This is a genomic window from Phyllobacterium sp. 628 (assembly GCF_014189505.1).
Classification (GTDB): domain Bacteria; phylum Pseudomonadota; class Alphaproteobacteria; order Rhizobiales; family Rhizobiaceae; genus Phyllobacterium.
Genome location: NZ_CP050301.1, coordinates 3,182,768 through 3,195,944, shown reverse-complemented (window position 1 = coordinate 3,195,944; position 13,177 = coordinate 3,182,768). Strand labels below are relative to the sequence as shown.

Below are 13,177 nucleotides of genomic sequence, written 5' to 3'. Positions count from 1 at the left end.
CATGTCTGATCTTCGTGCATATCAACCCTCATTCACTGCCGGGGAACTGTCACCCGCACTATGGGCGCGTGTCGATCTCGCAAAGTACGGATCGGGACTTAAGACCGCTCTCAATCTATTCATACATCCGCATGGAGGGGCCTCAAACCGCGCTGGCCTGCAATTCATTCGAGAAGTGAAGGTAAGTTCCAACAACGCCGCTTTGATCCCCTTCCAGTTTAATACTGAACAGTCATATGTTTTGGAGTTCGGGGATAGGTATTTCAGGGTGTTCCGCAATGGCGGGCTTATTCTTTCAGGCGGCGGCTTCCCTTATGAGACTGTAACTCCATACGCGCATGACAAGGTGGCTGATCTGGTCTTTATTCAAGAGGCTGATGTTATGTATGTCTGCCATCCAGATTACCCAGTTCAAAAGATTTCCCGCCTCGCTGATGACAATTGGACATTGACGCCTGTCATGTTTGCTCCATCGGTCCCAGCTCCAACCGGTCTATCAGCAACGGCTCGGTACAAGTTCCGTAGCGGAGATAGTAGAGCGTTCCAGCTTAAAGTAACGGCTATCAGCGCTGGCGGCGCAGAAAGTGCCGCGTCGGGTGCTGTAGCTGTTTCATGGCAGTTTGAGAATTTTGATGGTCGCTTCATTCTGGTATCGTGGAATGCTGTTCCCGGTGCGGTGACGTACAGGGTATATCGAACAGATGCGGATGTAGGCATAGTTGCTGAAACGAATAGCACGTCTGCCGATATGCCTTCTGGTCCTGGGGCTTTTCGTGGTTCTGGTGAAGTTGCGCCTGGCACTTCGTCGCCCGGCGCTCCTGCCACTCCATCAGGCGTAAGCGCCGTGGTTGTTTTCGGCAAAGTAGCAACATATGCGGTTTCTGCTGTCGCATCGGAAACTAGCGAAGAAAGTTTGCCTTCGGCCCCATTCTCTATCCGCAATGATATGAGCATCGCAGGAAATAAGAATAGCCTTGTGTGGAACCCTGTAGCTGGTGCGTCGGCCTATATCGTCTATAGAAAGGACAACGGTGTATATGGGTATGTTGGACGTTCAGAGACTACTTCGTTTGTTGATGAGAACATTACCCCCGATATTGCCGATGGTCCTCAGTCTGCGCGCAATCCGTTCAATGGACCGGGTAATTACCCACGTTGCGCCACATTCATTGAACAGCGTATTGCTCTTGCCGGTACGAAAAACGATCCGCAAGCGGTATGGATGTCTCAATCAGCGAACTATGAGAACTTCGGGGAAAGCTCGCCATCAAAGGCGAGCGATGCGGTAACGTTCCGCATCAAGGCCCGTCAGGTAAACGAAATTCGTTCGATGCTAGCAATCAAGGGCCTTATGCTTCTGACTTCTGGCTCTGAATGGGTTGTTAGCGGCGGTCAGAACTCTGACGCAATCGCACCATCTGCAATCAAGATCGACAATCAGGGTTATCGTGGTGCGGCCAAGGTGCAGCCTATTGTTGTTGGTAACACCGTGTTGTTTGCTCAGGAGCGCGGCGGTGTTGTTCGCGATTTCAGCTATGAGTTTTCGAATGATAGCTACGTTGGCCGTGACCTTACAATCATGGCCCGTCATCTATTTGAGGGTAGGATAATCAAGTCATGGTGCTATGCACAGTCGCCTTATTCGATTGCTTGGGTAATCTTGGATGACGGCTCTGTTGTATCGCTAACATACATGAAAGAGCATGAAGTTTGGGCTTGGACGCGCCACGAAAGCGGCCCAAACAATGATGCACAGTTTGAAAGTGTCTGCGTTGTAGCAGAAGGAAATGAGGATGTTCCTTATTTCTTGGTGAAGCGGACCATCGGCGGCGTATCAAAAAGATACATTGAACGGTTGCACACACGCGACTTTGCTGAGGTGGACGATGCATTCTTTGTAGATAGCGGCCTGACGTATTCAGGGCCACCCGTCACGGTGATTGACGGCTTAGACCATCTATTAGGGCAATCAGTCGTTGCTCTTGCAGATGGCAATGTGGTGCGCAATCTCACGGTGGGGCCGGTCGCAGGCGGCATAGGCATCACATTGAAAAATGCGGCTTCAAAAGTGCATGTTGGTTTGTCGATGGTTTCTGCGCTGCAAACTCTCGATCTCGATCTTGGAACAATTCAGGGCCTTGGGACGGTGCAAGGGCGTATGAAATCGGTCAGCGAAGTGACGATGCGAGTTGAAAAAACACGCGGAATATTCGTCGGTCCATATGACGGCGAGCGTGATAGCGTACATCTATCGGAGTATCGACAGCGTTCTACTGAAAACTGGAATGAGGCAATCGCCCTTTATACCGGTGACATACAGATAACAACGCCTTGGGATTGGAATACGAATGGCAATGTTTGGATCAAGCAGTTTGATCCATTGCCCATGACAATCCTCGCAATCATGCCGGATGTCACAATTGGCCGTTGATATACAGATCGTTCCGGCGCGGGCCTCCCACGTTCGCACGGTAGCCCGGCGCATGCGCAAGGCGGATCGTGATGAAGTTTCCGCTGCATCTGGCCGATTGCCGGCTGATGCTTTGATCTACTCTCTGCGTAAGTCATCCGTCGCATGGACAGCCCTGATCGACGGCGTACCGGAACTTATGTTCGGTGTGGGTGATCTCAATGTTCTGGCCGGTGTGGGCGCGCCTTGGTTGCTCGGAACGGACGCGGTGGAAAAGAACTATGTGGCGTTCCTTCGTGGTTCCGTTGATTGGAGAGACCAACTATTGCGGCGCTATCCAGTCATGAGGAACTTTGTCGATGTGCGCAATCAGGCGTCAATCCGATGGCTGCGATGGTTGGGCTTTAAGCTCTTTGATCCGGTCGAATTACGGGGGCATGAGTTCTGCCTGTTCGAATTGAGGTCTGATAATGTGTGATTTGGGAATTGCTCTGACAATCGGATCTACGTTGCTTGGTGCTGCGGGACAGATGCAGCAGGCACAAGCCAGCGCGTCAGCGAGTAAATACAATGCACAGGTTGCGGATATGAATGCGCAGCTATCGGATCGCCGCGCGAAAGATGCGCTGGAACGCGGCGCACAGGAAGAGCAAAAGAAACGCCAAGAGGTTGCCCGTATAAACGGCGCGCAAACTGCCGCCATGGCTGCAAACGGTGTTGATCTCACATTCGGTTCTCCGCTCGATACTCTTGTAGATACTGCCACGCTTGGAGAGCTTGACGCCTTAACGATCCGCACAAATGCCAATCGCGAGGCGTATGATTATCGTGTTGATGCTGTGAACAAGCGGGCAGGCGCGACCCTCAATCGCATGGAAGCTAAGAGCGCAGTTGCAGGTGGATATCTTGGCGCTGCCGGTACGGTCTTGACCGGCGCTGGCAAGGGATACCAACAGTACAAACAAGGGTCCATCGGATCGATACAGTGAGGCTCTTATGGTAAAGGTTCCTGAATATCAGCAGAGTGTTTCGACGCGTCCAATATTTCAGGAGGGCGTCACTGTTCAAGCCTCGCCCGAAGCATTTGGCGCAGGCGTCGGTCGAGGAATGCAAGGGCTTGCGCAGGGAGTATCAAACCTTGGAGGAAGTCTTGCTGCTGTAAAAGAGCTTGAAGACATTAACCGCGCCAAAGAAGCTGATAACTCTTATGCCAGTTGGGCGCGTGAGCGTATGTATGGGCAAAATGGGTTTATGACCCTTGAGGGCCGCAACGCTGTAGACGGTCGATCCGCGTTCGAAAATGAGGCAGAAGAGAAGCGCAAAGAGTTCGGTAAGGGTTTGACGCCCGGAGCAGCCAAGGCTTATCAGACAGCTTCGCAGGCTCGCACACAGTCGATGTTTCAGCAATCAATCACTCACACTGCCCAGCAGCAAAAGACGTGGTTTAAGGATGCGTCTACGGCCCGCATTGAAACGTTTGCAAATGATGCGCTTGTAAATTTCGGCAACCCGACGATGGTCAATAAGAATGTCGCAGCCGGTATCATGGAGTTGCGCGAGCAAGGTCAAATGGCTGGCTGGGATACCGATACACTGAAACAGCGCGAAGCAGAGTATGTTTCCGGGGTGCACAAGAACATCACGCTTCGCATGGCTCAAGATGATCCGATTGCAGCGGATAAGTATATCTCTGACCATTCCAACCAGTTAAGTGGTGCGGATCGATATTCTCTTCAAAACTCCCTCAAGACAGAAATCACACAAGCCAAGTCAAAGCGTGCCGCCGCTGATTTCTTTGCATCGACGGCAAAAAGCAATGATCCCGGCGTAAACTCTGCCGTTTCAATGATTTCCCGTTTTGAGGGTTTTGCAACAAAGCCATATTGGGATGTAAATCATTTCCGTGTTGGCTTTGGTTCTGACACTATTACCGGTGCAGATGGCCGCGTTGTTACGGTTAAGCCAGGAATGACCGTTTCGCGCGATGACGCGGTGCGTGATCTGAACCGACGTGTTGCGAGTTCACAATCTGCGATTATCAGCACCGTAGGTCAAGACCGATGGAATGTTCTTTCAGCATCGGCAAAAGCTGCCGTGACTTCCGTTGGTTACAATTACGGCACTCTCCCCAGCTCGGTCGCAAATGCAATCAAGGTGGGTGGACCCGCTGAGATTGCTACAGCGATCCGTGAATTGGAAGACCACAACGGCGGCGTCAATGCAAAGCGTCGTAACCAAGAAGCCAATGCCGTTGCGGGTTTTGGCACTCCCAGCGGTGGCGGGAATGATTTTGCTGCATCGGCACGTTCGGCGCAGAACCATTTTACCGACATGGAAAGCTACCTTGCCAACATCAAAGACCCTGACGTGCAAGACATGACCCGCAAGCGGATCAACGCCATGATTGAGGCTCAAGGCAAAGCTGACGAAGCGCGTGAGAAAGCGGCGAAGGCTGATCTATGGAAATATATTGATCAGGGGCAAACGCCCGATCAAGTGCCAATGGAGGTTCGTCAAGCTGCTGGCATGTCGGCTGTGTCATCTGCGTGGAACTATCTGGAAACTTCTGCAAAGGGTAGGGCGGTCGATAGCAACGAAACGTTGCTGTATGACATGCGTAAATATTCTGCGACAAATCCGAGTGAGTTCGCGAACGTTGATCTTAATGACTATCGTGACCGGTTGAGCAAGGAAGCCATCAAGGAGCTTACAGAGAAGCAATCAACGGCGCTCACTGATCAGCGAAAGGCTCGCGAGGATGGATTGAACCTGACCAGTGCATTCTCGCAGGCACAAACCCAGCTTGAGGCCGTAGGCGTGGCAAAGACGCCATCCAAGATGAATGATGATGATCGGAAGCGGGTAGCGCAGTTTCAGAACGCCTTGGCTGGGGAAATGGAGGCGTTTAAACGTGCGAATGATAATCGTGCGCCTACTCAGGTAGATATTCAATCCATGGTCAACAAATTGCTGTTGCCAGTCGTTATCAAGACGCCCGGAACTTTTTGGGACAGCAACAAGGATGGATTGCTATTTGAAGCTGGTTCGCGCGCAGACGGAACCACAGTTGATGTCGATGTTAAATATTCCGATATTCCGATTGATTTGCGGCGGGGTATTGCCATTGATCTCGAACGCGATCTAGGCCGCAAGCCAAGTCAAGAAGAAGTGACGGCCAGATATGAAGATTTTGTTCTCAACCGTTGACGGGGATTAATCCCACAACACCAAGAAGCCACATAGCGCCGACGAACAACACGATCAGCGCCATTGGTATCACGGTCACGTTGAACAGAAATCGCTTAGTCGCGCTCATGCGCGTCATTTCATTCGCTTTCACAGGATGCCCCCTTAATGGATACGATTGCGGACTATAATTCGTGGAAGGCCAGCAAGCAACAGAGTGGCGTTGGCGCGGCCAATGTAGTTCTTGGGTCGGCCACCGATGCGCCTGATCAGGTTGCCGGTGATCTGAACCTTGCCAATGAGTTCGGCAAGGTCACTGGAAGTCCGGTTCCTCCTGCGCCACTGGTGAAGGAATACCGGAACATTTTTCAGCAGAAAATAGAAGAGCAGAAAAACAAGACCATCCTGTCAAACGCTCCGCGACTGACTGAATGGTTGCGCACTCCTGAAAATGCAGCGGTTGCCAAGGATGATCTTTCCGGCCTGTCATGGTGGGAAACTGCATTTGGGGCTGGCGGAAATGCTTTGAGCCGTGGCGTCAAACGTGTCCCTCAATCCTACAATCAGTTTATGGCCGATCAGGCGTTTGAACGTATGCAAGATGCAAATCGTTCGTTTGGAGATATCCTTTCTGAACAGTCTGCAATTCGCAACGGCAAAGGCGAAGTGATCGCTGAAAGATTGTTACCGGGTCCAGACGATTTGTTTTTTGCCGGTACGCGATATGCCAATTCCCGTATTGCCGAATTATTCGGTCGCGACCAAGAAAAGGCCGCACAATACTACCAACAGCAAGTTGGTATTATCGGCAAGCGAATTGCTGACATTCCTATGTCTCCAGCCGGTGCGCGGTTCCGTGACGATTTCATGGCTGGCGGTCCTCAAGGTGGTCCGTGGAATCAGCTTTCCAGTTTCGCTACAAAGGCGGCTTCTGATCCTGGTGGCTTGCTGGCTTTCCTCACGGAAACTGCGGCGGAAAGCTTGCCCTCAATCGCTGCGGCTGTTGGCGTGACCGCCGCAACTCGTAGCCCTGTCCTTGGCGCGGTGGCTCTTGGTGGCCAGTCCGGTATTCAGGAGCGATACACAGAACCATCGTCGTTCTTTCAGAGCAAGGGAATTGACATATCCACCCCGGAGGGCGCGGCAAAGGTCATATCCGATCCGGCGCTTATGCAGGAAGCCGCACAACGCGGTGCAATACGCGGCCTGATTGTCGGCGCTATGGATGGTTTGTCTGGCGGCGTGGCGGGCAAAGAGCTTGCAGCAAGTCCTATTGGTGACATGGTATTGCAGTCAGTAACGCAAGCCTTCATGGGCGGTGCTGGTGAAGCCGGTGCGCAGATGGCTACAAATGGCTCCGTTGATATGCGGGATGTCATCATAGAGGCGCTTGCCGAGTTTGTGACCGCTCCCGTTGAGGCTGCTGGTGTTGGTGGTCGTGGTTTCCTTGAGGATCGCAGAAAGGCCCGCGCCGCTGAGGCTCGCCAAACTTTGTTTCAGGAACTTTCGGGGCAGGCTCAAAACTCTGCATTGCGTAACCGAATGCCTGACAAGTTTCGCCAATTCATTGAAGCTGCGACAGCAAATGGACCAGTTGAGAATATCTATGTTCCGGCTGAGCAGTTTGTTCAGTATTTTCAGAGTGTCGGAATTGATCCTCATGAGCTTGTTGACGGCCTTGAGGGCATGTCACGCGATGATCTTGATGTGGCAATAGCTGGTGGCGGGGACCTTCAAATACCAACTGCCACATACGCCACAAAAATCGCCGGGTCGGAACATGATGCTTTCCTTATGGAGAACATGCGCTTCGATCCTGATGAATTTACTTCTGCAGAAGCCAAGGCATTCAATGAGCGTGCAGAAGATGCGATGAATGAAGCTTGGCGCGTTGCCGAAAATCTGCGTCTTGATGAAGAACAGTACCGGTCATCTGAGCAGCAAATCTATGACACGATGGTATCTCGCCTACGCGCAGCTGGTCGCTCTACCGACGTGGCGACGACGGAAGCTGTTCTGTACCCTGCATTTTATAGGGTCATGGCCGAACGTTCCGGCCTGACCACGGAAGAGTTTATGCAGAGATACCCTTTGCCGGAAGTAACTGGCGAGCGGCCAGATGGCATGCAGTTGCGTAATGTCGATGAATTGAGCCGGACGCTTGCCGAGGCGCGCAATCGCCGGACTACTCGCGATAGCAGGCAGTCATTGCTTGAGTTCATTTCAGATTACGGCGGCATTAATGATACTGGCGGCGAATTACGTTCGCGTGATGCCGAGACAGTCAAGCGAGGCAAGGGAAAGAAGTCACTCAAGCTTGCCCGTAGTGGTATCGCCTCTGGTATGAAGGATATGTTCGGCGGATCAGGCAAGAAGCATGGCGCTGATGATGTCGCGCGCGCTGCCATTGAAGCCGGGTTCCTGGCCGATGATCCCGTAGCTAACGAATACAGGGCTTCACTGGAAAGTGGCAATCAGGCCCCAGACATCTCCCGGCCACTATGGGACGCGATTGATCGCGAGCTACGCGGGGAGGCTCAATACTCTGTCTCCGCCGATCCTGCCGTTGCTGATGTTTCTGATCTGGATAAAATCGAGGAATACCTTTCGCGCCTCGGTGTGTCACTTGACGATAACGACGCCGCAATCCGTGAGGCGCTTGAGAAGGCGCGGGATGAAGAAGGGAAGAAATACGGCCAGCCCGGCTTGCTTTTCCAAGATGGTAGCGCGGGGCCACGAGGCTTGATCCAATTCCCTGCCGGGGGTGTCGGCAACGGTGACAGCATCATTCGACTTTTCCAGACTGCGGATTTGTCCACCATGCTGCACGAGAGTGGTCACTATTTCCTCACCGTCATGCAGAACATGGCTTCTACGGGAGAGCCGCAAGCCGCTGGAGACTTTAATGTTATCAAAGATTGGTGGCGGTCAAATGCTTCGGATGTAGCCAAGGATGCGGGTGGTGATGTCACGGCTGATGACGTTATCGCTGCGCTAGACAATAGCACAACCGGCGATGCTTCAAAAGACGCGGCTATTGATGTCGGCATGCAAGAGCAATTTGCGAGGGCATTTGAGGCTTACTTGATGGAAGGAAAATCACCTTCCAGTGATTTGCGCACGGCGTTCGAAAAATTCCGGTCATGGCTGATTTCTATCTATCGTCGCCTTTCCGGCCTGAATGTTAACGCCTCGCCTGAGATCAATGCTGTCTTTGACCGCATGCTTGCGTCTGATCAGGAAATCGCTGACGCAAAGACAGAAACGGGCGACACTGGACCACTGTTCGCGACTGCTGAGGAAATGGGCCTTACGCCCGATCAGTATGATGCATTTATCAAGCTTCGAACTCAGGCAGAAGATGAGGCCAAAGCACGATTGCTGCGCGAGACTATGGCTCCTATCAAACGCGAGCGTGACAAAGCTTTCAGGGAAGAGAAGGCCATAGTTCGCGATGAGGTGGAAACTGAAATCAACACCTATCGCTATTATCGCGCGATGGAATGGATGGGTAATCGCCGCTGGCTTGGCGAAGGTCAGCCAGAAGCAATGCCAGATTTCCGCCTGTCGAAGGATATCCTTATTGAAAGGTATGGCGAAGGCGTATTGAAGCCCCTGCCACGCGGGAAACAGACAATGTACGCTGTGGATGGTGGTCTTGATCCTGACGAAGCTGCCGGATGGTTTGGCTTCAATAGTGGTGACGAGATGGTTAAAGCCATGGAGCGCGCACCCAAACGCAACGAAGCCATTGACGCGGAAACTGATAGGGTCATGCGCGAACGCCATGGCGACGTTTTGAATGATGGAACTGCGGAAGCGCAAGCCCTTGATGCCGTGCATAATGATAAGCGCGGTCAATGGATCGCAGCGGAATTGAAAGCTGTGATTGACGTCGCTGGAACAGGGACCGGCATGACGGCAAAGGAAGCCCGCCTGTCAGCCCGCCATACGCTGTCACGCATGCGTGTCCGTGATGCCATGAATGCCAATAGGTTTCTTGCTGCTGAACGGAAGGCTGCTGCGGAAGCTGCCCGCCTCGGTGCAATGTTGTCGCGTGAGGCTGTGTGGATGGGAAATGCCCGTCGCCGGATCGCTACAAAAGCGCGTGAGGCTATACGTGAAGAAGGTGCGGTGGATGTCGTCGCACCTCAGATTGAACGTGCTAATTCCAGTACGAAAAACTACAATGAGACTGTTACTCGCCTTATTGAGGTAAAGCGCCGTCAATTGCTCAATCATGCCCTATACTCAGAGGCCCGGAAGGTTGCAGATGAGGTTGAGAAGGCTGAAAATTTTGTTGCCAAGCTGGGAAAAAAATCAACGCGTGAGCGTATAGCGGGTTCTGGCCGTCGCGAAAACGCGCAAATTGATTATCTTGCTGCCATTGACCAGATGCTTGATCAGTATGATTTTCGCAAACTCAGCGCGACTGCGGAGGATCGACGCGGCGCGTTGAATGCGTATGTCGAGGCAATGAAAGCAGCCGGTCGCGAGAATGAGCTTTCAATTCCTGATGATGTTTTGTTGAGGTCAAGCCGTGCGCCCTACAAAACTCTGTCTGTTGAGGAACTTCGCGGCGTAATTGATACGTTAAAGAACCTAGAGCATGTAGCCACACGGTGGGATAAATTAATTGATGCCCAACAGCAACGCGAGCTAGAAGCGGTTACGACCGACATTGTTGAGGCGTTCGAAAAGAACACAAATAAGCGTCCTCCTGGTCGTGTCGGTAGTAAGCGCGAAGCATTGCGAAATTCAACACGTCAATTTTTTGATCTCGTGTTGAACGCTACAACACTGTTGCGTGAGATTGACGGGTTCGAAGATATGGGCGCAGCCTATCGGAATTTGAAAGCTCCGATTGATGCGGCTATGAACCGGCTGATCGTCCGCAAGGAACAGGCCGCTTCTGATCTTCAAGCGCTCTACGATGTTTATTCAAAAGCAGAGCGTCGTAGCATGTCCGTCCGCGAGCATATGCCTGAACTAGGTTATGCATTGTCGAAGTGGGAACGGATCGCCGTAGCCCTCAACACTGGTAATGCTGGCAATTTCCAGCGTTTGACTGATCCGAAGGTTCGCGGGTCGCTGAGTGAAGATCAAGTGAACGCCGTTCTATTGACGCTTGATGCGCGTGATGCGGCTTTCATACAATCGGTATGGGACTATGTTGGATCGTTCCGGGATGACATTGCGGCCCGCGAGCGCCGCACGACCGGCGTTGAGCCGCAATGGGTCGAGGCCAGCCCCATCGACATTGCCGGTAAAACTTTAAAGGGTGGATACTACCCAATCAAGTATGATCCGCGCCTTTCGTCACTTGCTCGCGATGATGCAGCGCAGGATATCGCGCAATCTCTACAAGCTGGCCGGTTCGGCAAAGCGCAGACACGCAATGGTCATACCAAGGAACGCGCTCAATCATCAGGGCGTGACATTGAACTTGATATGTCCGTGCTGCACAGACACATCAACCAAGTCGTTTATGATCTCGAATTGAGCGAGGCGGTATCCAATTCTTGGCGTATTCTGCAAGATACAAAGGTGCGCGGCGCGTTCATGGAGGCTGGAAAATCGGCCGACTTTGACGCCTTGGAAATTTGGTTGAAGGACGTTGCGGAAGGCGAACTGAAATCCGCCGATCTCGTCAGCCGGATGTCGCGCACCCTGAAATCAAATTTCACTGCTGCCAAGCTCGCATTTAACCTTGTTACTGTAGCAATGCAGATTACTGGTCTGTCTCAATCCATGGTTGTCGCTGGCAAGAAGAATGTGGTGATCGGTATCATGAAGGCCGCTGCAAGTCCTGTTGCAATGTCGAATGACGTTGCGGCCCGGTCGCCCTATATGGCTACTCGTCAAACCACGTTTAACAAAGATATCTACGATTTTTATTCAGATCCGAAAACGGGACCCGTCGCCACCCGATGGGGAGAAATAAAGTCAGAAATCATTGGCCCTCTGTCATTCTGGTTGATGACAAAAGTTCAATGGCATTTAGTCGATGTTCCAACGTGGATCGGTGGATATCAGCAAGGCTTGCAGAAATTCGGGAATGACGAGACCAAGGCCATAGCGCATGCTGATGACATTGTGAAGCGCGCGCAAGCGTCGGGCCTGTTCCCTGATCGATCCGCCATAGAACGCGGTTCAGTGAGCCGCAATGCCCGGCAGAATGATGTTGTGCGATTGTTTACAGCACTCGGCTCCTACATGTTCGCAAAATTCAACGTGGCATATGAACGATCTGCCAAGGCTGGCCGGACAATCGGACAAGAGGGATTTAACGCCAAGTCTGCGCAAGAGGCGCTTTCGTGGACGCTGGACATGACTTTTCTCTTTGCGCTTGAAGCTGTCGTTACTGCTGCGATCAAGGGCCAGTTGCCCGGAGGCGATGACGGTGAGGATGATGATGGCTGGTTGAAATTCCTCGCAAAGCAAACGGGTTTCTCCATCATGGGAACCATCCCATTCATTCGTGACGGAGCAAGCGCATTGCAAGGTTTTGACGGTGGCGGGGCATATGGTGGCATAGTGGGTGAGGCCGCTAAAGGGTCAATCGGCACGGCGAATATCATATCGGCAATATTTGCTGACGGCGATGTGAAGAAATCCGATGTCAAAGCCATCATCGCCGGAACAAGTCTTGCGACTGGTATTCCAGCCACACAGATCAATCGCATCGTAGATGCGGGATGGCGTCAGGCGGAAGGTGAGAACGTTTCCCCGCTGGAATACATATTAGGCAAGATTGGGAAATAACCATTGGCACTTAAGGTGCCTCACAGATTGATGTGAGGCACCATGACTGTTTCAAGCGAAATTGATAGATCAGGTCCATACGCTGGGAACGGCGTGACGACTATCTTTAGTTATGGGTTTCGCATCCTTGACGAAAAGCATATTGCAGCGATTAAAACCAAGTTTGACGGGACCGAAACAACGCTTCGGATTGATGCCGATTACATCGTATCTGATGTAGGTGACGAGAACGGCGGTCAAATTGCTTTGGTCGCGGCCCCTGTTGTCGGGGAGAGCATAACTTTCCTGCGCAATGTCCCCTTTGTTCAAGAGGTAGACCTAGAAAATCAAGGTCCATATTTTGCTGAAACTGTTGAAAGCGCGTTTGACCTTGCGGTGATGCGAGACCAGCAGTTGAAAGAGGCATCTGATCGCTTTGGCGGCAACATATCAGGCCTTAAAGCAGAGATCAAAAACGAAGAGATCGCCCGTATATCCGCTGACATTCAGGAGAGCAATCAACGCATTGTCGGTGATGCAGCAAATGCTCAAGCCATTGAGCGGGAGAGTTATGCCCGCATTGCAGCAGATCAGGAAATCCACGTTGAAATAGACAGCATCATACCTGCCGTATCTAATTTCACCGCCCGCTCGGAAGCGGCGGCGGCAAGCTCTGAGACATCTTCTAAAAGAGCGCAAGACTTGGTCGAGGCCGCAACCGCGGGCTTCACCGGTTTCCCTGATGGTCATGCCTATGATTACGGCTACGTGACCGATGGCACCACTTATTTTGATCGAGATTACGGGTTCGTAACTGACCCTGTGACCCCATAAGGA

Annotated in this window: 6 protein-coding genes; all 6 read left to right on the top strand. The window is 52.1% G+C overall.

The genetic code is table 11. The features are described from left to right. The first annotated feature begins 1 nt into the window (after position 1). A complete protein-coding gene (locus tag HB779_RS25465; protein WP_244642409.1) occupies positions 2–2,431 on the top strand; it encodes a hypothetical protein in 2,430 nt (809 codons plus the stop codon). Beyond that, the gene (locus HB779_RS17355; RefSeq protein WP_244642408.1) at positions 2,412–2,888 is read left to right on the top strand and encodes a phage protein Gp13 family protein; all 477 of its coding nucleotides are present in this window, start codon (positions 2,412–2,414) and stop codon (positions 2,886–2,888) included. Before HB779_RS25465 ends, HB779_RS17355 begins: the two co-directional genes overlap by 20 nt. Then, positions 2,881–3,399 carry a hypothetical protein gene (locus HB779_RS17350; RefSeq protein ID WP_188343507.1) on the top strand — a complete coding sequence of 173 codons (519 nt, stop codon included), beginning with the start codon at positions 2,881–2,883 and terminating at the stop codon, positions 3,397–3,399. Before HB779_RS17355 ends, HB779_RS17350 begins: the two co-directional genes overlap by 8 nt. A gap of 7 nt (positions 3,400–3,406) precedes the next feature. Beyond that, on the top strand, positions 3,407–5,617 hold the full coding sequence (locus tag HB779_RS17345; RefSeq protein WP_188343506.1) for a hypothetical protein: 2,211 nt from the start codon (positions 3,407–3,409) through the stop codon (positions 5,615–5,617). A 147-nt stretch (positions 5,618–5,764) separates the two neighbouring features. Then, positions 5,765–12,361: a hypothetical protein gene (locus tag HB779_RS17340; protein WP_188343505.1), complete on the top strand. Its 6,597-nt coding sequence runs from the start codon at positions 5,765–5,767 to the stop codon at positions 12,359–12,361. Positions 12,362–12,403: 42 nt separating this feature from the next. Beyond that, the gene (locus HB779_RS17335) at positions 12,404–13,174 is read left to right on the top strand and encodes a hypothetical protein (RefSeq protein WP_188343504.1); all 771 of its coding nucleotides are present in this window, start codon (positions 12,404–12,406) and stop codon (positions 13,172–13,174) included. Positions 13,175–13,177 lie beyond the last annotated feature (3 nt).